Below are 21,295 nucleotides of genomic sequence, written 5' to 3' on the forward strand. Positions count from 1 at the left end.
CCCCTGCCGCGTTTTTATAAGGCGCCCGCTGTGGCCAAACTAGGGCTTAACAGCTGACTCGGCATTCTCTTCTTAATTGCTGGCCCCCGCCGTCGCCATCCGCTTGGCCAGGAACGTGTCAATCGCCTGGGCCATCGCGCCGACGGCTTTGGACCGCCAGCCCTCGGAGACAAGATGCTCGAGATCGCCCTTGTTGGAGACATAGCCGATCTCAACCAGCACCGAGGGCACGTCGGGCGCCTTCAGCACCCGAAAGCCGGCCGACTTCAGGGGATGCTTGTGCATCCGCATGGTCGTCTTCATTTCGCTCATCAGCAGATGGGCAAAACGGCTTGAAAAGGTACGGGTTTCCCGCTGCGTCAGGTCGATCAGGATATCGGCAACGTCGGTCGGCTCTTCCGCCAGGTTGAAGCCGGCGATCGCGTCGGCGCGGTTTTCGGCATCGGCCAGGCGCTGCGCTTCGGCGTCGGAGGCCTTGTCCGACAGCGTGTAAATGGTGGCGCCCTGGGCATCGCCCTCGGCCTTCGGCAGCGCATCGGCGTGGATCGAGACGAACAGCGCGGCATTCAGATTGCGGGCGACCCTGGGCCGGTCATTCAGCGGAATGAAGGTGTCGTCGTCTCGCGTCATCACCACCCGGTATTTGCCTGATTTTTCCAGCCGGTCGCGCAAGGCGAGGCCAAAGGCCAGCACCAGATTCTTCTCGCTCTCACCGCTCGACTGGGTGCCGTTGTCGATGCCGCCGTGGCCGGGATCGATCACGACGACCGGGCGGCCGTCCGAAGCTGCACCCGGCTTCTGCTGCGCCGGGTCGGGTGCGGCGGGAAGGGTTGCCGGGGGAACGACGGCGATCGTCGGCCGCAGCTCGGGGCGATTTTCCGGCGGGGGAGTTGGCACGAAGGCGGCGCGGTCGACCTCCTCGAGTTCCAGCACCAGCCGGGCTGGCTGGCCATTGGCCGCATCGAGCACGTAGGAATTGGCGATCTTGGCCGGCCCGGTCAGGTCGAACACGATTCGGGAGCCGCCGGGCATCACCAGCCCGTACCGGAAGGCCTTGACCAGCCCTCGCCCGGTCCCTGTGCCCGGTGCCAGCTGAAAATTGACCTGGGGAACGTCGACCACCACCCGGTAGGGATCGGCGAGAGTCGTGGCGCGGAAGGTGACGGTCTGGTCGAGATCGAGAATGAAGCGAGTCTGCTTGCCGTCACCGGCGAGGCGCGCGGCTGAGGCGACAGGAAAATTTGCTGCCGCTACAGAGGGCCGCGAGGGGCTCTCCGCGGCGTTCAGGCGCGAGGAATCGGCGCATGGCAAGGCTGAGGCGCATAGAAGCGCAAATCCCAGCAAAACCCCTTGATTTGTGCGGCTCGCCACCGAATCCGTGCCTCCGAGCAGCCCTCTTTAACGCAATAGAACCACAGGGTTAATCGGTCCTTAATGACGGAAACGCAAAACTCCCGGACTGTGACCGGCGTGCGACGCTCCCTTGCACGGATGGCCCATTCCTCGTATGTACGGAATGCTGACGGCCAATGATTTCCGGTTGTGTCGCATTCAGCCTCCCGGTGCAGCGCCGGAGCTCCCAAGGTTCGGGAATTCCAGCGTTTTTCTGTTCCCCTCAACGACCAGCGCGGTGCGCGGCAGCGAGGCGAACGGGGCAGGCCCCGGCGGCGGACGGTTTCCGGTTACCACACTGTTTCCGGAACAGTTTTGACAGCGACGCGGCCAGTTACCCACTCCCTTAATCCAGAGGGGGCGGTTCTTGATCCAGGGCGAGCGCGCACGCGCCATGCCTGGCCAGCAGCAACTGATTAGGGGCGGCCCCGCCGTCCAACGTTTCATACGGGCCGACGCTTGATGCGCCAGACTGTGCCGACGAATTCTGAAGGACCTTTCGCGACACTGCGGAGTGAAAATCCCGCGCGCCGCTTCGGTTCTAAAGCTTCCGATTCGGCAAGGCGCGAGAGACGGCGTTTCGGCCTTCCCCTCACCCCCGAATCAGGTGGACCGTCGCGTCACCCGGCAGCGCTCTTCGCGCCCACGGTGAACCGCGACCGCCGCCGCCAAGAGTTAAGACATGCCCAACAAGATGTTGATCGACGCCACCCACCCGGAAGAGACCCGGGTCGTCGTGGTCCGCGGCAATCGCGTCGAGGAGTTTGACTTCGAGACCGCGCAACGCAAGCAACTGCGCGGGAATATCTACCTCGCCAAGGTCACCAGGGTCGAACCCTCGCTCCAGGCCGCCTTCGTCGAATATGGCGGCAACCGCCACGGCTTCCTCGCCTTCAGCGAAATCCATCCCGACTATTACCAGATCCCGGTCGCCGACCGACAGGCCCTGATCGAGGCCGAAGAGCAGGCTCATCGCGAAGCCGAGGAGGAGAGCGAGAACCGCTCCCATGGCCGCCGCCGCTCGCGCCACCGCAATGCCCGCCGCCGCGGTCACGGCGAGCGTGTCCGCAGCGACATCGTCGAGGGCCTCGACGCCGGCGCCGATCCCGCCGCCCAACCAGTCGAAGGTCAGGCCCTGCCCGAGCACGCCGAAGGCGCGCCGCAGGAGGGCGAGCACCTGCACGCTGATGCCGAGCATCACGGCGAGCACCACGAGGGTCAAGAACACGACCATGATCACGACGATCACGGGCATGACGAACATGAGCATGATGATCCCGGCCATCACGATCATCCTCACGCTGATGACGCGCATGCGCACGATCATGACGATCATGGTCATGACCACGAGCATGATCGTGACGAGCACGAGCATCATGCCGACGAGACGCCCGCGCCTGTCGCGGCTGTTGGCGCCGAGCCCGCGGTTGCGGCCGAAACGGTTGCCGAGCCTGAGCAGGCTCCTGCCGTCGAAGCCCATGGCGAAGCGTTTGCGGAAGTCGTGACCTCGGTCACCGAACCGGCCGATGCCGTTTACGCCGCCGGCGAAGCGGTCGAGGCGCCGCATGGCGAGGCTGCGGAAACCGAAGAAGACGAAGAGGACGACGAGGACGGCGAGGAAGGTGAAGAGGACCACGTCGAATCCGTCGGCGGTGACGACGTGCTCGAGGAAGTGCCGGAGCGCACCTTCCGTCCGCGCCGCCAGTACAAGATCCAGGAAGTCATCAAGCGCCGCCAGGTGATGCTGGTGCAGGTGGTCAAGGAAGAGCGCGGCAACAAGGGTGCGGCGCTGACGACCTATCTGTCGCTCGCCGGCCGTTATGCCGTGTTGATGCCGAACACCGCCCGTGGCGGCGGCATCAGCCGCAAGATCACCTCGGCCCAGGATCGCTCGCGCCTGAAGGAAGTGGTGCAGGATCTCGACGTGCCCGAGGGCATGGGCATCATCCTGCGCACCGCGGGTGCCGCCCGCACCAAGCCCGAGATCAAGCGCGACTTCGAGTACCTGATTCGGATGTGGGAGACGGTGCGCGATTTGACGCTGAAGTCGCAGGCTCCGACGCTGGTCTACGAGGAAGGCTCGCTGATCAAGCGCTCGCTGCGCGACCTCTACAACAAGGAGATCGACGAGATTCAGGTCGCCGGCGAAGCCGGCTACCGCGAAGCGCGCGACTTCATGAAGATGCTGATGCCCGCCAATGTCAGTGCGGTGAAGCAGTATCGCGACGGCCAGCCGCTGTTCTCGCGCATGGGCGTCGAGAGCCAGCTCGATGCGATGTTCTCGCCGACCGTGCAGTTGCGCTCGGGCGGGTACATCGTCATCAACCAGACCGAGGCGCTGGTCTCGATCGACGTCAACTCCGGACGATCGACCCGCGAGCACCATATCGAGGACACCGCGCTCAAGACCAATCTGGAAGCGGCCGAAGAGGTCGCCCGCCAGCTTCGCCTGCGCGACCTTGCCGGCCTGATCGTCATCGACTTCATCGACATGGACGAGAAGCGCAACAACCGCGCGGTCGAGCGCAAGCTGTCCGATTGCCTCAGGCAGGACCGCGCGCGCATCCAGGTCGGCCGCATCTCGCATTTCGGCCTGCTCGAGATGTCGCGTCAGCGCATCCGCGCCAGCGTGCTGGAATCTTCGACCGATCCCTGCCCGCATTGCGGCGGCACCGGCCATGTCCGTTCGGTGTCCTCGGTGGCGCTGCAGCTGCTGCGCGGCCTCGAAGAGATCCTGATGAAGGGCGCGACGCACAATCTCGTGGTCCGCACCCGCACCGACGTCGCGCTCTATGTGCTGAACCACAAGCGCGGTCATCTCCGCGATCTCGAGAACGGCTTCAAGGTCACGCTGTCGGTGATCGCCGATCCCAGCGTCTCGGGACCGCAGGCTTATGTGATCGACCGCGGCGAGCAGGTGCATACGCTCGAAGCCGCCAAGGCGTTGCTGGCCGCACAAGCGGCCGCAAGCCCGCCGCCGCTGCCCGAAGAGGCCTATGACGACGAGGACGGTTTCGACCTCGAGACCGAATCCGAGGTCGAGACCGACGAGACCGAAGGTCTCAGCGAGGAGCAGGCGTCCGGTGAAGCCGCGTCCGAAGGGGACGGCCAGCGCCGCAAGCGCCGTCGCCGTCGCCGCGGTCGCGGCGGTCAGCGCGACGGTGAGCTTCGCGAGGACAGCCCGGCCACGCTTCCCGAGCCGGCGCTGGCCGTCGGCGAAGGCGAAGAGGATGGCGACACCGAGCAGGACGGCGAGGACGGTGAGGAGCAGGCCGCCCGTGGCGAGCAGCAGGGCAGCGGCGAGCGCCGTCGCCGGCGCGGCCGTCGGGGTGGCCGTCGTCGGCGCGGCGGCAACGAGGAAGGTCTCGCCGGGTCCATCGGCGACGAACTCGGCGGCAATCCGCCGCCGGAAGCAACCAACGCTGTGGCCGATTTCGACAGCGCCGGCAGCGAGGCCGCTCCGTCGATTGCGCATTCAGGGCAGATCGCCCCGGTTGAGCACGAGACGTCCCAGCCCGAGCCTCAATTCCACCAGGCCCCGGTTGAAGCGCCGGTCCAGGCCCCACCGGCTGCTGCTGTCGCCGAGGAAGAGCCCGTCGTCGACGAGAAGGCGGCACGTCGCCGCTCGACTGTCCGCGAGAAGGTGAGCTTCCTGTCGAGCAGCCCGAGCGAGCCGGCAACCCCGGTTGCTTCAGCTCCGGAGCCGGTTGCTCCGCCTGCGCCCGCACCCGCGCCGGAAGCCGCAACCGAGACGCCAACGGCCCCGCGCCGCGCCGGCTGGTGGTCGCGCCGTTTCGGCGGCGGCCAATAAAGCCGAACACCCAATGCAAAACGCCCGGCCAAAAGCCGGGCGTTTTCGCGCCCCCCACCAATCCGCTACGGCGGCAGCTCGCCATCACCTGATGAGGCCACATCACGCGATGCGATCTGGCGAATCTGGTCGTAGAGATCGGGCGCCTCGCTGGTGCAGAGACAGACGCCCTTGGCAGCCTTCGACAGGGTCGACAGCGCCATACCGGTCCGCTCAGTCACCTGCTTGAGCGTCAGGCTGCGTGCCTGATAGGCGGCCGTTATTGGCACAACTATCGCGTGATCAACCTAACATTGCATGACTCTTTTATGGCGTCCTGGCGGGCCTCCTGCCCACATAAGCCGCCAATTGTGCGCTCCGCGTCGGTCGAGGCTTGACGACGGCCATGGGCTAAAGCTAAGGCGGTATCTCAATCAAGTTACAACCGTTGCGTAGCTGACGTCGCAACTAACGGAGCTTTGCGATGTCGCCAAAGTTGGATGTCAAATCGATCGGCATACTCGGCTTCGGTGCATTTGGCCGGTTGATTGCGGCACACCTGCATCCGTATTTCTCGCTCACCGTCTACGATCCCGAACTGACGGTCGAAGAAGATCGCGTCAACCATTTTCAGCGCGGCAGGATTGCGGATGTTGGGCGCTGCGACCTCGTAATCCTTGCCGTTCCTGTTTCCAATCTGGCAGCCGCAATCGGTGAACTTCGTCCGCACCTTCGCGTCGGCGGAATAATCGTCGACGTCGGCTCGGTGAAGATCCGCCCTGTCGAGGTGATGAAGGCTGAACTTCCCCCGTTTGTCGAGATCGTTGGAACACACCCTCTGTTTGGACCGCAGAGCGCCCGCGACGGAATTGCTGGACGTAAGATTGCGCTGTGCCCTGTGCGAGGCCGCTCGGCCCTCAGAATTGGAGCATTCCTGCGACGTGTGCTCAGACTTGAGGTACACATTGTGTCGCCGGAGGAGCACGATCGGGAGGCCGCAATTGTTCAGGGCGTCACGCACCTCGTCGCCAAGGTTCTGGTGGGAATGGAGCCTCTGCCGAGGCGTTTGACGACGGCAAGCTTCGATCACCTCCTTCAAGCCACTGAAATGGTCAGACACGACGCACCAAGCGTATTTCTTGCCATTGAACGCGAAAATCCCTACGCCGCCGAAGTTCGGGAACGCTTTTTTTCACTCGCCGATGCAACACGCGTGGTGCTGGATCAGCACGACTGATTAGGCATCGTTGCCTGGCGCGGATCGACAACGCTCAAAGCGATCGAGCGCAACGCCGTTCGCTTTGGACTCGATGCCGTTTGAGTTCATGAGCCGCCGTCGTGTCGTGCGCCGGAGAGGACGCAGCAGCCGAAGCAGCATGAGACGAGGGATCGAACGATCTACTCCAACCCCAACTGCAATGGCTCCGCGCCAGCCGATATGATCCTCATCAATCAAGACACCAAGGCGAGCCCGGTTCCTAGCGGCTCAAGAAGTGAGCTCTCCACTTTGTCTCGCCGGCCAAACAAATATCGGACTTCCGTTCCCTTTCGCGTCAGATCGAACAGCTCCATGCCAGAACCCAAATATCGGCCAATCTGATCGACGTTGTCGGCCGCGCACTCTTCGACGTTCAGCCATTGCGGAACAACCTTGGCAGAATGATCCCGAGCAACCACGACGCGCTCGAACCCGCCCCACAGATGCGCAAGCGCGCGACCGGTCATGCCATAGCGAAGGAAGTTCACCAAGCTGTAGGGATTTCGTGGTGACACCGTCGCCACTGTGATGGGCCGCCCCCTGAGCATTCGGCCAAATATTCCGAGCGAGCGGCGTCCATTTCGCGAAGCATTTTCGGATGCAGTGCTTCGTCGATGAACTTAAACCGCCGCACGCCGAACTGCTTATACGCATCCTTCATGGCGCGCACGACAGCGCCGCCGGCGGACATACCGACGTAGTTGTTCGGCCCCCACCCAAACGGAATCGCACAGAAAGAGCATTTGCCATAGAAGCATCCGCGAGCACCAACCATCGTGAAGTACTTGGCGCCCCAATACTCGTCGTGCGGCAGCCCTTCAAAATCCAGCAACGCGAATTGATTGGGCCTGAGCAGGTCTATTTTGTTCTCGACAATCTCGCCGTCTGCATTGCGCCACGTCAAATTGGGAATGCCGTCCAGCGGCGCACCCACTTTGATGGATTGATAGAGCTCGTCCAGGGCACGCTCGCCCTGATATGTCGTCAGACCATCAATTAGATCAAAAACCCAATCGTGCTTCATGTCCTTTGCGATGCGGCTTATCTGGTTGCCGCCGAGCGCAACGAATCCCTCATAACCGGCCGCTCGCAGAAGACGGACAAATTCGAACGTCGTCAACATCTGCGAGGGCACGTATAGCGACAAGCCTACGATCCTGAGGCCACATCACGCGATGCGATCTGGCGAAGCTGGTCGTAGAGATCGGGCGCCTCGCTGGTGCAGAGACAGACGCCCTTGGCAGACGCTCCCTCGCCGGCGTTGAGGTAGGCGTGGCCCATGGTGCTGTCGAGATAGATGCCGTCGCCCTCGCCCAGGATCTCAGGTGCGTAGAACTCGGTGTGGACGGCCACGCGTCCGCTCGTCACCAGAAAATACTCTTCGCCGGCGTGACGCAGCAGTGGGCCGAATTCGTCCAACGAGCGTGCACGGACCTCGGCGACGATCGGCACCATGCGTTTGCCGATCAGGTCGGTGCATTGATAGGTGTAGGTGTAGAATTTCGTGTTGATCAATTGCCCCTGTCCGGCCCGGCTGATGCTTCGGCGCGCGGTGACCGGCCGGCCCTGTGCAGGCGTCGCGACCGCGGGATTGAACAGCTCCGCGATCTCCATCTTCAGACCTGAGGTCAGCTGGAGCAGCTTGTCATAGGTCAGCGACATCAGGCCATTCTCGACCTTCGACAAGGTCGACAGCGCCATCCCGGTCCGTTCCGCCACCTGCTTGAGCGTCAGACCGCGCGCCTGACGGGCGGCCTTGAGACATTGGCCGAGCTGGGAGTTGGCACCCTCTGACGTCGTGATCTCGCTCATGGAGCATCTCTACCATGGGCCCAAGAAAAAATATTGGCTGATCGGCCCAATCTTTTCGAGGCCACCCACCCCTGGATGCCTCTCCTGGTTGCCGGCTGGGCATGCAGGCCAGGGTTTGTGCATGAAATGGCCGGTTTTGACGAATATTGGTGCGCGGAGATCCTTTCCGATATGCTAAATCGTTTTCATAATCTGAAAGGGATTGGCCTTGCCCGACCTGTGCGATTCCAGCGCCGTTGAGTTGCGCCGCCTGCTGGCCAGCAAGGCGATCTCGCCTGTCGAACTGCTCGACGCCTGCTTGTCCCGCATCACCGCCGTCAATCCCGCTGTCAACGCCGTCGTCACTCTGGACGAGCCCGGCGCTCGCGCCGCCGCAAGGGCCGCCGAGACCGCCATCCGGTGCGGTGAGGATCGAGGCCCGCTGCACGGGCTCCCCGTTCTGATCAAGGACACGCAAGACACCGCCGGGATGCGCTCGACCTATGGCAGCCCGCTGCTCCGCGACAACGTGCCGGCTGCTGACCAGGGCTCGGTCGCGCGCTTGCGCGCCGCCGGTGCCATCATCTTCGGCAAGACCAACACGCCGGAATGGGCGGCAGGCGGCAACACCCGCAATCCGGTATTCGGCGCGACCGGCAATCCCTTCGATCCCATGCGCTCGGCGGCCGGCTCCTCCGGCGGCTCCGCGGTCGCGCTCGCCTGCGGCATGGCGCCGCTCGCCTCGGGCTCCGACACCGGCGGCTCCCTGCGCAATCCGGCGGGCTTCTCCGGCATTGTCGGCATGCGGCCCTCCTACGGTCTCGTGCCCAGTGAAAAACGCATCTTCGGCTGGTCCAACCTGTCGACCGATGGACCGATGGCGCGCAACGTTGCCGACACCGCATTGATGCTGTCGGCAATGGCGAGCGACGATCCCCGCGATCCACTCGCTTACACGCTTCCCGGCGAGCCCTTGCGCGGTCGCGCCGAGCGCTGGGCTGCGCCGCGCCCAGCAGAGCTCGGCAAGCTTCGCCTCGCCTTCACCGAGGATTTCGGCTTCGCGCCGACCGAGCAGGCCATCCGCCGCGTGTTCCGCCAGCGCGTGAGCAAGCTCGCGCCGCTCTTCGCCGAGAGCGACGAGGCGACACCCGACTGCACCGGCGCCGACGATGCTTTCGCCGTGCTGCGCGCGGGCATGTTCCTGGCGACCCATGGCAAGAACTACAAAGAGCGGCCCGAGATGCTCGGCCCCAACGTCCGCGCCAACGTCGAGGAAGGACTCCGCTACACGCTCGAAGACCACGCCCGCGCTTCCACGACGCAGACGCGGATTTATCGCGCCTATCAAAGCTTCTTCGAAACCTGCGACGTGCTGATCAGCCCGACCATCACGCTGAGCCCGCGGCCCTGGTCGGAGCTCTATCCCGCCGAGATCGACGGCGTGCCGACGAAATCCTACTTCCACTGGCTCGCGCTCGCCTACGCCGTCACGCTTCCCGGCCACCCCGCGATCAGCATTCCGCTCGGCCTCGATGAAGCCGGCCTGCCGTTCGGCCTCCAGATCGTCGGCCCCCGTGGTGGCGATGCCATCGTCCTCTCGGTCGCCGCGAGCATCGAGGCTGCGTTCGCGAACGATCCGGACATGTGCCGGCCGGTGCCCGACCTCGCACGGCTCGCCGCCGCGCCGCCGCTGTCGGCCGCGCCCGGCTTTCTCGCCTGGGAATAGAGCCGGCGCATAAACCAAACAGGCATGACCGCCGGCTCGCCGGCATCGAGGAGATCAGCATGGCCGAATTGTCGAACCGCAAGACCGGAATCGTCGCCTTCGTCCTGCTCTATCTCGCCTATTGCATCTCCTATATCGACCGCGCCGCGATCTCGCTGGCGCTGGCGCAGATCGGCAAGGATTTCAATCTGCAGGCTGCCGATCTCGGCATCGTCATCAGCGCATTCTTCCTGGGGTATGCCGCCATGCAGGTGCCCGGCGGATGGCTCTCCGACCGCTTCGGCTCGAAATATGTCGTCATCGTCACCATCGTGATGTGGTCGCTGTTCACCGCGTTCACGAGCCTTGCCTGGTCGCTGACCTCGCTGATCGCGATTCGCTTCATCTTCGGCATCGCCGAAGGCGGCTTTCCGCCGGCAAGCATTCGCGCCATCGCGGAGCTCTTCAAGAAGGACAGCCGGCCCAAAATGTCATCGCTGCTGCTGTCTTCGAATTATGCCGGCAGCATGATCGCACCGCTGATCATGGCGCCGCTGATCGTCTGGCTGGGCTGGCGCCACGCCTTCAATACGATCGGCATCGCCGGCATCGTCTTCGCGGTGATCTACTTCGTCTTTGTTCCACATCTGGCGCGCATTGGCGTCGGACCGGTGACGGCAAAGCCCCGCGCGCCGATGCGCGAGCTGATGAAGAATCCGCTGCTGTGGCAGCTCATGGTGGTGTGGTTCGGCCTCAGCTGCGTCAACAAGGGCCTGGATTCCTGGATGCCGCTCTATCTGCTCCAGCAGCGCGGGCTCGACCTCAAGACCGTCGGCGTGGTGGCGCCGATACCGTTCGTGATGGCGACATTCGCAACCGCAATCGGCGGCTGGGTGATGACCACCTTCTTTGCCGAGCGCGAAAAATATCTCTTGATCGGCAGCTCTGCGTTAACAGGCATCTTCCTCTACGCCATGTACAAGGCGGAGACGATCACCGCTTTGATCGTCTATCAATCGGTGGTCTACTTCTTCAAATCCTTCGTCCTGGCCTCCGTGATTGCGCTGCCGACCAAGCTGCTGCGTGACGACCAGATCGGATCGGGCATCGGCATGGTCAACCTGGGCGGCCAGAGCGCCGGCTTCGTTGCGCCTGCCATCATGGGGTTCATCGTGACCGGGTCAGGATCATTCGACGCGGCCTTCGGCTTCCTGGTGACGATGACGGCGATGTCGGTCGTCGTCGCCGCGACCATCAACACGGCGCAGCCGAAGCTGGCGCCGAAGCCGGCCTGACAGGAGTTTTGCCGATGCAAAGCGCAATCATTCTCGGCGGCGGCATGGTGGGGGTCGGCGCCGCCGTGCATCTGCGCCAGCGCGGCTGGACTGTGACACTGGTCGACCGCCGGGAGCCCGGCCGCGAGACCAGCTACGGCAATGCCGGCATGATCCAGGCCGAAGCCGTGCGGCCCTATCCGATGCCGCGCGACCTTTCTTCGCTGCTGAACATCGCGACCGGCCGCACCAACGACGTGCGCTACAGTTTTTCCTCGCTGCATCGTCACGTCGAGCCGCTGCTGCGTTATTGGTGGCATTCGGCGCCGAAGCGGCATCGCGAAGCGATCGCGGCCTGGGCGCGCCTGATCGCTTATGCGACGCCCGAGCACGACGTCCTGATCCGCGAGGCCCATGCCGACAATCTGATCCGCCGCGCCGGCTATCGCGCGGTGTTTCGCGATGCCACGGCGCTCGACCACTCGATCAAGGAGGCGGAAGCAGACCGCCGCGAGTTCGGCGTGAATTTCCGCGTGCTGTCGGGCAGCGAGTTGACAAAAGCCGAGCCGATCCTGCGCAACGATCTTCCCGGCGCGATCCACTGGCTCGATACCTGGACCGTGTCCGATCCCGGCGCACTCGTGACGGCCTATGCCGAGCTGTTCGAACGCCTTGGCGGTCAAATCGTGCTCGGCGATGCGCAGTCGCTGCAACAGACCGCAACCGGATGGTCTGTGAACACCGACAATGGCCGCATCGATGCCGCCAACGCCGTCGTGACGCTGGGGCCGTGGTCGCCGGATCTCTTGCACAAATTCGGCTACAGGATTCCGCTGGTGCGCAAGCGCGGCTATCACATGCACTACACCGGCGGCGCCACGCTCGATCTGCCGCTGGTCGATAAGGGCCGGGGCTACGCCATGGGACCGATGGCCAAGGGCATCCGCATTACCACCGGCGCGGAGCTGACAGGGCCCGATGCGCTGGCAACGCCGGCGCAGCTCGCCAGTGCCGAAGCCTCCGCGCGCGAGCTGATCGATCTCGGCAGGCGCGCCGAGCCGGAGCCGTGGTTCGGCACCCGCCCCTGCACACCTGATATGGTGCCGGTGCTCGGGCGCGCCCCGCGCCACGGTGGCCTCTGGATGAATTTTGGCCACGGCCACCAGGGCTTTACGCTGGGACCCGCCACCGGTCGCCTGCTCGCCGAGATGATGAACGGCGAGACGCCGTCGATCGATCCGACGCCGTACCGGCCGGAGCGGTTTTAACCGTCAGATCTCGCCGCCAGCACTTTCCTGATGCGCTGGGCATCCTCCGACGTTGCCGGGTTGTAGACGACCATGCCGAGGTCGGGCCGGCCGTCGACCGCAAAAGCCGAATATTCGAACGCGACCGGGCCGAGCACGGGATGGCGCAGATGCTTGACGCCCTCGCTGTAGGAGCGGACATCATTGTCGGCCCACAGCTTTGCGAATTCCGGGCTGAGACGGCACATCTCATCGACGAAGTCAGCGACATGCGAGACCGCGCCGGCGCGCGCCACATCGGTCCGGAACGCCGCAACCACGAAGCGGGCGACGCTCTCCCAATCATATTGCGCGGCGCGCACCCGCGGCTCGCAGAAGATCAGGCGCAGGATGTTGCGCTGCTCGGGTAGCAGCTTTGAATAGTCGGTCAGCACGATTGTGGCCGCGCGATTCCAGGCGACGACGTCCCAGGTCGTCGTACGAATGATCGCGGGGCTCGTCTCCAGCGCATCGAGCACGCGCTGCAAACGCGGCGAGACGCCTTCGCTCGCCCGGTAGCGCACCTCTGGCGGACGGCCGAGCCCGATCAGGAACAGGTGCTCGCGCTCGACGTCGGTCAGCATCAGCGCACGCGCGATGCGGTCGAGCACGTCGGCCGACGGCGCGCCGCCCCGGCCCTGCTCCAGCCAGGTGTACCAGGTCGGGCTGATATTGGCCCGCTGCGCCACCTCCTCGCGGCGGAGCCCGGGCGTGCGCCTGCGAGAGCCGCTGAAGCCGAACGCTGCCGCATCGAGCCTGACACGGCGGTCCTTCAGGTAGGTCCCAAGCAGGTTCTCGCTGGCGGTCTCGCTCATCCTGTTAGCCATTATACCCTGATAATATCACTACTTTACCCGGATAATCCTAGCGCAGATGCTCGCTCCAACCAACCGGAGACCTGCTCATGCGTGTATTCGTCACTGGCGCCACCGGATTCGTCGGCTCCGCCGTCGTTGCCGAACTGATCGCCGCCGGCCACAACGTCACGGGCCTTGCGAGGTCCGACGCCGGCGCGGCCGCCCTCGCCGCGGTGGGTGCCAAAGTCCATCGCGGCTCACTGGAAGACCACGCCTCCTTGCGCAGCGGCGCGGCCTCCTCGGACGGCGTCCTGCATCTCGGCTTCAACCACGACTTCTCGAAATTTCTGGACAATTGCGAGCTTGACCGCCGCGCCATCCTCGCCCTCGGCGAGGAGCTCAAAGGGTCCGATCGTCCCCTCATCGTCACATCAGGCGTAGCTCTGCTGGCGCCGGGGCGCCTCGCAACGGAAGACGACGAGGCAGCGCACCGTTTTCCGCGGGTGTCGGAATCCACCGCGCTGTCGCTGGAAGGCGTCCGCGCCGCGGTGGTTCGACTGCCGCCGACGACCCATGGCGAGGGCGACCATGGCTTCGTGCCGATCCTGATCAACCTCGCGCGCCAGAAAGGCGTGGCGGCCTATATTGGCGATGGTACCAACCGTTGGCCGGCCGGGCACCGCGTCGATGCCGCTCGCGTCTACCGCCTCGCGCTCGAGCAAGGCGCAACGGCACCGCGCTATCACGCGATCGCCGAGGAAGGCATCCCGTTCAAGACGATTACGGAGGTGATCGGCAAAAGGCTGGGCCTGCCCGTGGTCTCGAAATCACAGCACGAAGCGGCCGAGCATTTCGGCTGGTTCGCACAGTTCGCCGGTGCCGATGTGCCGACGTCCAGCGCCAAGACGCGCGCGCTGCTCGGCTGGCAGCCCAAAGAAAAAGGGCTGATCGAGGATCTCGACCAGCCCTATTACTTCCAGGTCTAACGGCGCAACGCGCCGTTAGATCCTGATCAGTCGGTCGTAACAGCGGTTTCCATGTCGGTCGGATCGATCTGCTGGCTCAGCCGCGCGTTGAGCTTGTCGCGATCGAGCTCGCCCTCCCACCAGGCGACGATCACGCAGGCGACGCCGTTGCCGCAGAGATTGGTCAGCGCACGGCACTCGCTCATGAACTTGTCGATGCCGAGCACGATCGCCATGCCCGGCACGAGGCGCGGATCGACCACCGCAAGCGTCGCCGCCAGCGTGATGAAGCCCGCGCCGGTGATGCCGGACGCGCCCTTCGAGGTCAGCATCGCCACGACCAGGATCGTGAGCTGCTGGCTGAAGGTGAGGTCGTAGCCGAGCGCCTGCGCAATGAACAGCGTCGCCAGCGTCATGTAGATGTTGGTGCCGTCGAGATTGAACGAATAGCCCGTGGGCACCACGAGGCCGACCACCGACTTCGAGCAGCCGAGCCGCTCCAGCTTCTCCATCAAGGACGGCAGCGCGCTTTCGGAGGACGAGGTGCCGAGCACGATCAACAGTTCGTCCTTGATGTAGGCCAGGAACTTGAAGATCGAGAAGCCCGCGATGCGCGCGATGATGCCGAGCACGACGAACACGAACAGCGCGGCGGTCAGGTAGAACGTCGCGATCAGGCCCATCAGGTTGAGGATCGCGCCGGTGCCGAACTTGCCGATGGTGTAGGCCATCGCGCCGAAGGCGCCGAGCGGCGCCGCGCGCATCACGATGGAGATGACGCCGAACACCGCGTGCGCGGCATCGTCGATGAAGCTGCGGATCACATGGCCGCGCTCGCCAAGGCCCATGATGGCGAAGCCGAACAACACCGAGAACAGCAGCACTTGCAGGATCTCGCCTTGCGCGAAGGCGCCGACCACGGTGTCGGGAATGATATGCAGGATGAAGTCGACCGACTTCTGCGCTTCGGCCTGCTTGGCAAAGTTGGCGACGGCATTCGCATTGGCTGCCGCACTGCCGAAGCCCGCGCCCGGCCTGACAACGTTGCCGATGATGAGGCCGATGATCAGCGCGAATGTCGAGACCACCTCGAAATAAACCAGCGCCTTGACACCGATGCGCCCGACCTTCTTGGCGTCCTGGATGTGGGCAATGCCGGAGACCACGGTGCAGAAGATGATCGGGGCGATCACCATCTTGATCAGCTTGATGAAGCCGTCGCCGAGCGCCTTGATCCAGTCGTTGGTGGCAACCGTCGGCCACAGCCAGCCGACGATCGCGCCAAGCACGATCGCGATCAGCACCTGGACATAGAGAATTCTATACCACGGCTTGGCGGTAGCAGGTGCAGCCGGCGCGCTGGCCATCGTTGTCGTTGTCATTGTTTGTTACCTCCCCCTCGAAACTCAGAGCCAGCCAAGATCAACTTGGCCGGCCCTGTCAATTGGAACTGTTCGGTGTGGTAAGTTCTAGCAGCGGCGGTCGACGATCCGGCGCACCGCCGGCATCAGCGCGGCCCCGAGCGCGTTCTTGATGACCGAAGCCGCGATGAACGGCGCGACGCCGACCGCCCAGGCCTTGTCCGCACCAAGGCCGATTCCGTAGGCCAGCCAGCCGAAGCCGGCGATGAAAATGACGACATGACCGGCGGCCATGGCCGCAAACAGCAATACGACGTTGCGATCCCAGCCGCGCTCGGCGAGCCAGCCGGTGATGAAGGCAGCGGCCACGAAGCCGAAGAGATAGCCGGCGGTCGGGCCGACCAGCGGTGCAATTCCACCGACGGGGCCGGCGAACACCGGCAGCCCCATCGCGCCCTCGGCGAGGTAGGCGATCATGGTTGCGCTGCCAAGGCGCCAGCCATAAGCCGCGCCGATCATCAACACGACCAGCGTCTGCAGCGTCATGGGCACGTAAGGCAGCGGCAAATTGACTTTGGCCGACAGCGCCATCAGCGCGGAGCCGAGTGCAACAAGCACCGCAGCGCGCAAGTGCCCGACGGCTTCGCCCGGCCGGGTTGGCCACATCACAGCGGCGAGAGGAGACCGCGACGGGGCGGCGGACTGGACGGTTCGATCGGACAAGATGCACTCCGGAAGGCTGGCAAAAACTGGCGGCTATTTAAGCCAGTGAGCGATCCGGTCAACTGCCTCCTGCATCTCTTGAAGCGAGCGCGCATAACAGAATCGAATGAACGAACGGCCATGAATCGGATCGAAATCGACGCCGGGCGTGGCCGCAACATGGGCCTTCTCCAGCATCTGCTTGGCGAAGTCGAAACTGTCGGAGGTGAAATCCGAGACGTCGGCGTAGAGGTAGAATGCGCCATCCGCCGGCAGGAACCTGACGAGGCCCGCCCTGGGCAATCCCTCGATCAGGAGGCGCCGGTTTTCCTGATAGCCATGCTTGATCTCCTCCATCTCGGCGGCGCCGTCGAAGGCGGCCTCGGCCGCGATCTGCGAGAGCGAGGGCACCGAGATCGAGAGATTCTGCTGCAGCCGCTCGATCGGACGCACCAGAATATCAGGCACGACCATCCAGCCGACGCGCCAGCCCGTCATGCAAAAATACTTCGAGAACGAGTTGATCACGAGCGTCTGGTCGGACAGCGCGGCCGCCGTCACGGCAGGAAACGCATAATCGAGCCCGTGATAGATCTCGTCCGAGATGAAGCGAATGCCGGCATCTTCCGCGGCTGCAATCAGGCCGGCGAGCGCCTCGCGGGACATCATCGTTCCCGTTGGATTGGCGGGGCTGCCGACCAGCACGCCCTTCAGCGGCGCCTTGCGATGGGCGGCGAGCAGCGCCTCGCCCGTGAGCGCGTGGCGGGTGTCGTTGGTAGTCTCGATCAACACCGGCTCGCAGCCGAGCGCGGTGAGGATGTGACGATACGGGGGATAGCCAGGCACCGTGACGGCGACGCGATCGCCGGGCTCGAACATCGACAGGAAAGCCAGGATGAAACCGCCGGAGGAGCCCGTGGTCACCACGATCCGGTCCGGACTGACGCTGCAGCCATAGGCGTCGCGATAATGCCGCGCGATGCGCTCACGCAGGCTGGGAATCCCGAGCGCCGAGGTGTAATCGATCCGCGCCGTCGCAAGCGCCGCCTGAGCAGCCGCAATCGCCGTCTTCGGCGCACCTGCCGCGGGCTGGCCGACCTCCATGTGAATGACATGGCCGCCAGCGGCCTCCATGCGGGCCGCTGCCGCCATCACGTCCATCACCATGAACGGGGGAACATCGCTGCGGCGGGAGGGCTCGAGCCACTGCCCCACCCGGTTCCTTAGTGTCGCATCGTGCATTGATTTCTGCTATTTCGCTGGCAAAACAGGGCGCTTGCGCCCCAGACTAGCCGCATTATACGGCTCATAAGGGCATATCGCGTATCCGGTCCGCCGCCAATCGCCAAAACCAATCACAAAACTGCATCCAAATCCGTTTGCAAGCCCGTTTGATGTCGCTCCAGATCGTATTGCGCAAGAAGGCCACCGCCCTCACCGCCCTCGTTACCGCGACTGCAATCGCGCTGCTGCCGGTCCCGGCAGCGCAGGCGCAGGAAGGCCGCGGGCCGCCGACCTTGCGCGACTCGGAAACCGAGCAGCTGCTCCGCGAATATACGCGCCCGATTCTGCGCGCCGCCGGTCTGGAGAAGCAGAACATCCAGATGGTGATCATCAACGACAACTCGTTCAACGCGTTCGTCGCCGATGGCCGTCGTATCTTCGTCAATTACGGCGCAATCCTGCAGTCGGAGACGCCGAACCAGCTGATCGGCGTGCTTGCGCATGAGACCGGGCATCTGGCCGGCGGCCACCTGGCCAAGATGCGCGAGCAGCTCGCCAGCGCCCAGACGCAGATGATCATCGCCATGCTGCTCGGCGCCGGCGCCATCGCGGCCGGTGCCCGCGGCGGTGGCAATAATGGGCTCGCCAACGCCGGCGCGGCCGCGGTTGCCGGTCCGCAGGAGATGATCCGCCGCTCGCTGCTGTCCTATCAGCGCCAGCAGGAGGAGAACGCCGACCGCGCCGGCGTGAAGTTCCTGACCGCGACACAGCAGTCGCCGAAGGGCATGTACGAGACCTTCAAGCGCTTCACCAGCGAAAGCCTGTTCGCGGCGCGCGGCGCAGATCCCTATCTGCAGTCGCACCCGATGCCCGCCGACCGCGTCGCAGCGCTCCAGGAATTTGCCAGCAGCAGTCCCTATTGGGACAAGAAGGACGATCCTGCTCTCCAGCTGCGCCACGACATGGTGCGCGCCAAGATCTCCGCCTTCATGGAGCGGCAGGAGGTGGTCTATCGCCGCTACCCCCTGACCAATGACAGCCTGCCGGCGCGCTATGCCCGCGCCATCAGCACCTATCTGCATGGTGACTTGCGCAGTGCCCTCGCCCAGATCGATGCCCTGATTGCGGTGCAGCCCAACAACCCGTACTTCTACGAGGTGCGCGGCCAGGCCCTTCTGGAGAGCGGCAAGCCCGCCGATGCGATTGCCCCCCTGCGCAAGGCCGTCGCACTCTCGAACAATTCGGCCCTCATCGAGATGTTACTTGGGCAGGCTCTGGTTGGAACCGATAATAAGGCCTACACGGACGACGCCATCAAGATTCTCCGTGAAGCGGTGGCGCGCGAGCCCGAGGCGCCGATCGGCTACACCCAGCTTGCGATGGCCTATGGCCGGAAGGCAGACTATGCCGAGGCGGATCTCGCCTCTGCCCAGGCCGCTTATTTGCGCGGCGACAACAAGACCGCTCGCGAGCTTGCCACGCGCGCGAAAACCCGTTTCGCCGTCGGCACGCCCGGATGGGTCAAGGCCGACGACATCGTGGCGTCGAAACCGCCGCGCAACTAAAGCGTTTTCAAGCGAAGGGGATACCGGTTCGCGCCAGGAAAACGCGTCAAAACAAAGAGCTGGAGGCCCGTTCCCACCTCGTCGGATCGGGGCTCCAGACCGAAGCCTGAACTGCTCATTTGACGTCACGACACCACGACTAAGTCCGCCGGGACGTTGTTTCAAAACCTGCTCTGGATAAGAGGATTTGCCAATGCCATCGCTGCGCCTGCTTGCTTCCGCGCTCATTGCGCTCGCCTTCGTCGGCGCAACGGGACCGGCTTCGGCCGAGAGCTTCTCGGATGCCCAGCGCACCGACATCGAGGCGATTATCAAGAACTACCTCGTGAGCCATCCTGAGGTGCTCGAGGAGGCCATGACGGAGCTCAGCAAGCGGCAGGCCGCGGCAGAGACCGAGAAGCACGAAGCCAGCATCGCGCAGAACTCGGATGCGATCTTCAACTCGCCGCGTCAGGTCGTGCTCGGCAACAAGGACGGCGACGTCACCTTCGTCGAGTTCTTCGATTACAATTGTGGCTATTGCAAACGCGCAATGAGCGACATGCTCGACCTGATGAAGTCCGATTCCAAGCTGAAGGTGGTGCTGAAGGAGTTTCCGGTGCTGAGCCAGGGCTCGGTCGAGGCCGCTCAGGTCGCGGTCGCAGTGCGCATGCAGGATCCCTCCGGCAAGAAATATCTCGACTTCCACCAGAAGCTGCTCGGCGGTCGCGGCGCGGCCGACAAGGCGCGCGCCATGCAGGCGGCCAAGGAAGCCGGCCTCGACACCGCGAGGATCGAGAAGGACATCGCCAGCCCCGAGGTGCGCTCCACCATCGAGGAGAATTTCAAGCTCGCCGAGGCGATGGGCATGAACGGCACGCCGAGCTACGTGATCGGCAAGCAGATCGTGGTCGGCGCCATCGGCCTTGAGGGCCTCAAGGAAAAGATCGGCGTGGCGCGCTGCGGCAAGGCGACTTGCTAGCGAGACGATTCACCACTTGCGGACGGAACGAGGCCGGCTGAAAAGCCGGCCTTTTTCGTATGCCGAAAACCGGCGCGAATCCGGCACGGATGTTCATCTCGCGTTCAAGAAACAAATGCCGGGGAACAGCAGATGTTCCGGAACAAGTGACACCTCCTCTCGTTGTCGGCGCGGGCAATGACGCAAAGAAACACGTGAGGAGAATACGATGTTGAACCGCTTTATGATCTCGGTTGCCGCACTCGCGCTGATCGCAGGCGCCGGTCTGGCGAACGCACAAGGCACGATGAAGAATGACAGCGGCGCCGGTGCGCAGCCGATGGAGCACTCGCAGTCTTCGGGCGGCGCCAGCGAGCGCGGCAAGGACTCCGCAAGTCCGCAGAAGGGCACGGTGGGTCAGGCCGGTGGCTCCATGAAGCAAGGCGAAGAGAAGTCGTCTGGCGCGATGGAGAAGTCCGGGACCGCGGAGAAATCCGGCGGCGCGATGAACAAGAACGCGGCCGAGGAGAAGGCCGGCGCGGCGAAGGGTGAACACGCCCAGAGCGCGCAGGACAAGTCCACGCAGGACAAGTCCAAGAGCATGAGCCAGGACACCAGCAAGTCCGGCGCCCAGAAGGACATGAAGGCTGAGGGCACCAAGAGCGGCACCTCGACCAACAATGCCGAGAACCAGAAGGGCACCACGAGCACCAACCAGAAGGCCCAGGGTCAGACCAGCCCCGGCGCTAACCAGAACGCGCAGGGCCAGGGCAACACCAACACGACGGTCGGTCAGGCCGGCGCCGGCGCCAAGCTCTCGACCGAGCAGCGCACCCAGATCACCTCGGCGATCCGCGAGGAGCACATCGCTCCCGTGAGCAACGTGAACTTCTCGATCTCGGTCGGTACCCGCATTCCGCGCGAGGGCATCGAGCTGCACGCCCTGCCGTCGCGGGTCGTGACGATCTATCCGGAGTGGCGGACCTACAAGTACGTCCTGGTGAAGGATGAGATCGTGATCATCAATCCGGACACCTACGAGATCGTGGCTGTCCTGAACGTCTAAGGCCGGAAGACGGCAACCTCAGGGGCGGGCAGCGATGCCCGCCCCTTTTGCATTGGGCCGGCAGCCATGCTTGGAGCTGGTTAGCAAGCAATTTCCGTAGTTTCCGCACAGGTTTTTGCACGCTGGATGAGGCGCCTGAACCGGCCCGGGAAGCCCTTGAAGGCTTCCCCTCACGCACT

General features: G+C 64.2%; 19 protein-coding genes. 9 read left to right on the plus strand and 10 right to left on the minus strand.

The annotated features are described in order from the left end of the window. Nucleotides 1–72: 72 nt before the first annotated feature. Nucleotides 73–1,371, minus strand: coding sequence for an N-acetylmuramoyl-L-alanine amidase (locus HYH07_RS15895; protein WP_220003352.1), 1,299 nt, complete (start codon nt 1,369–1,371; stop codon nt 73–75). 613 nt (nt 1,372–1,984) lie between these two features. Further along, nucleotides 1,985–2,959 carry a hypothetical protein gene (locus HYH07_RS36735; RefSeq protein ID WP_312016673.1) on the minus strand — a complete coding sequence of 325 codons (975 nt, stop codon included), beginning with the start codon at nt 2,957–2,959 and terminating at the stop codon, nt 1,985–1,987. Here HYH07_RS36735 and HYH07_RS15900 point away from each other — a divergent pair. Beyond that, nucleotides 2,894–5,203, plus strand: coding sequence for a ribonuclease E/G (locus HYH07_RS15900; protein ID WP_312016674.1), 2,310 nt, complete (start codon nt 2,894–2,896; stop codon nt 5,201–5,203). The genes HYH07_RS36735 and HYH07_RS15900 overlap by 66 nt on opposite strands. A gap of 65 nt (nt 5,204–5,268) precedes the next feature. Here HYH07_RS15900 and HYH07_RS36320 read toward each other — a convergent pair whose 3' ends face one another. Next, on the minus strand, nt 5,269–5,472 hold the full coding sequence (locus tag HYH07_RS36320; RefSeq protein WP_228749581.1) for a hypothetical protein: 204 nt from the start codon (nt 5,470–5,472) through the stop codon (nt 5,269–5,271). Between the two features lie 194 nt (nt 5,473–5,666). Between HYH07_RS36320 and HYH07_RS15910 the strand changes: the two genes are divergently transcribed. Continuing rightward, complete coding sequence (locus tag HYH07_RS15910; protein WP_220003354.1) at nt 5,667–6,419, plus strand: prephenate dehydrogenase; 753 nt, start codon at nt 5,667–5,669, stop codon at nt 6,417–6,419. Between the two features lie 215 nt (nt 6,420–6,634). Here the strand turns inward: HYH07_RS15910 and HYH07_RS15915 are convergent, their stop codons facing one another. Genes HYH07_RS15915 through HYH07_RS15925 form a run of 3 tightly spaced genes read right to left on the minus strand, consistent with a single transcriptional unit; the run spans nt 6,635 to nt 8,252 of the window. Then, a complete protein-coding gene (locus HYH07_RS15915) occupies nt 6,635–6,931 on the minus strand; it encodes a hypothetical protein (RefSeq protein ID WP_220003355.1) in 297 nt (98 codons plus the stop codon). Further along, nucleotides 6,925–7,563, minus strand: coding sequence for a hypothetical protein (locus HYH07_RS15920; protein ID WP_220003356.1), 639 nt, complete (start codon nt 7,561–7,563; stop codon nt 6,925–6,927). Before HYH07_RS15920 ends, HYH07_RS15915 begins: the two co-directional genes overlap by 7 nt. Nucleotides 7,564–7,589: 26 nt before the next feature. Further along, nucleotides 7,590–8,252 carry a helix-turn-helix domain-containing protein gene (locus HYH07_RS15925; protein ID WP_220003357.1) on the minus strand — a complete coding sequence of 221 codons (663 nt, stop codon included), beginning with the start codon at nt 8,250–8,252 and terminating at the stop codon, nt 7,590–7,592. Nucleotides 8,253–8,460: 208 nt separating this feature from the next. On the opposite strand from HYH07_RS15925, the gene HYH07_RS15930 reads away from it, so the two are divergent. Genes HYH07_RS15930 through HYH07_RS15940 form a run of 3 tightly spaced genes read left to right on the plus strand, consistent with a single transcriptional unit; the run spans nt 8,461 to nt 12,478 of the window. Further along, entirely contained in the window at nt 8,461–9,957 is a 1,497-nt protein-coding gene (locus tag HYH07_RS15930; RefSeq protein ID WP_220003358.1) for an amidase, read from the plus strand. A 59-nt stretch (nt 9,958–10,016) separates the two neighbouring features. Beyond that, nucleotides 10,017–11,231, plus strand: coding sequence for an MFS transporter (locus HYH07_RS15935; protein WP_057744918.1), 1,215 nt, complete (start codon nt 10,017–10,019; stop codon nt 11,229–11,231). A 14-nt stretch (nt 11,232–11,245) separates the two neighbouring features. Beyond that, a complete protein-coding gene (locus tag HYH07_RS15940) occupies nt 11,246–12,478 on the plus strand; it encodes an FAD-binding oxidoreductase (RefSeq protein WP_220003359.1) in 1,233 nt (410 codons plus the stop codon). Here the strand turns inward: HYH07_RS15940 and HYH07_RS15945 are convergent. Next, entirely contained in the window at nt 12,475–13,311 is an 837-nt protein-coding gene (locus tag HYH07_RS15945; protein WP_220003360.1) for a helix-turn-helix transcriptional regulator, read from the minus strand. The two genes, HYH07_RS15940 and HYH07_RS15945, sit on opposite strands and share 4 nt — an antisense overlap. A gap of 89 nt (nt 13,312–13,400) precedes the next feature. On the opposite strand from HYH07_RS15945, the gene HYH07_RS15950 reads away from it, so the two are divergent. After that, entirely contained in the window at nt 13,401–14,279 is an 879-nt protein-coding gene (locus HYH07_RS15950) for an SDR family oxidoreductase (protein WP_220003361.1), read from the plus strand. 26 nt (nt 14,280–14,305) lie between these two features. Here HYH07_RS15950 and HYH07_RS15955 read toward each other — a convergent pair whose 3' ends face one another. The 3 genes from HYH07_RS15955 to HYH07_RS15965 all read right to left on the minus strand — a co-directional run bounded on the left by HYH07_RS15955 (nt 14,306) and on the right by HYH07_RS15965 (nt 17,563). After that, nucleotides 14,306–15,640: a dicarboxylate/amino acid:cation symporter gene (locus tag HYH07_RS15955; RefSeq protein ID WP_220003362.1), complete on the minus strand. Its 1,335-nt coding sequence runs from the start codon at nt 15,638–15,640 to the stop codon at nt 14,306–14,308. 87 nt (nt 15,641–15,727) lie between these two features. Beyond that, nucleotides 15,728–16,285 (minus strand): biotin transporter BioY, encoded by a 558-nt coding sequence (locus HYH07_RS15960; RefSeq protein WP_220003541.1) that lies wholly within the window; start codon nt 16,283–16,285, stop codon nt 15,728–15,730. Nucleotides 16,286–16,375: 90 nt separating this feature from the next. Further along, on the minus strand, nt 16,376–17,563 hold the full coding sequence (locus HYH07_RS15965) for a pyridoxal phosphate-dependent aminotransferase (protein WP_220003363.1): 1,188 nt from the start codon (nt 17,561–17,563) through the stop codon (nt 16,376–16,378). Nucleotides 17,564–17,715: 152 nt separating this feature from the next. Here HYH07_RS15965 and HYH07_RS15970 point away from each other — a divergent pair, with 152 nt between their 5' ends. From HYH07_RS15970 to HYH07_RS15980, 3 genes are all read left to right on the plus strand, one after another. Further along, nucleotides 17,716–19,110, plus strand: coding sequence for a M48 family metalloprotease (locus tag HYH07_RS15970; protein WP_220003364.1), 1,395 nt, complete (start codon nt 17,716–17,718; stop codon nt 19,108–19,110). Between the two features lie 193 nt (nt 19,111–19,303). Continuing rightward, nucleotides 19,304–20,071, plus strand: coding sequence for a DsbA family protein (locus HYH07_RS15975; RefSeq protein ID WP_220003365.1), 768 nt, complete (start codon nt 19,304–19,306; stop codon nt 20,069–20,071). Between the two features lie 208 nt (nt 20,072–20,279). Further along, nucleotides 20,280–21,116, plus strand: a complete 837-nt coding sequence (locus HYH07_RS15980) for a DUF1236 domain-containing protein (RefSeq protein ID WP_220003366.1) — start codon at nt 20,280–20,282, stop codon at nt 21,114–21,116. Nucleotides 21,117–21,295: the final 179 nt, after the last annotated feature.

It is taken from the genome of Bradyrhizobium sp. BR 10261 (assembly GCF_019455395.1).
GTDB lineage: Bacteria > Pseudomonadota > Alphaproteobacteria > Rhizobiales > Xanthobacteraceae > Bradyrhizobium > Bradyrhizobium manausense.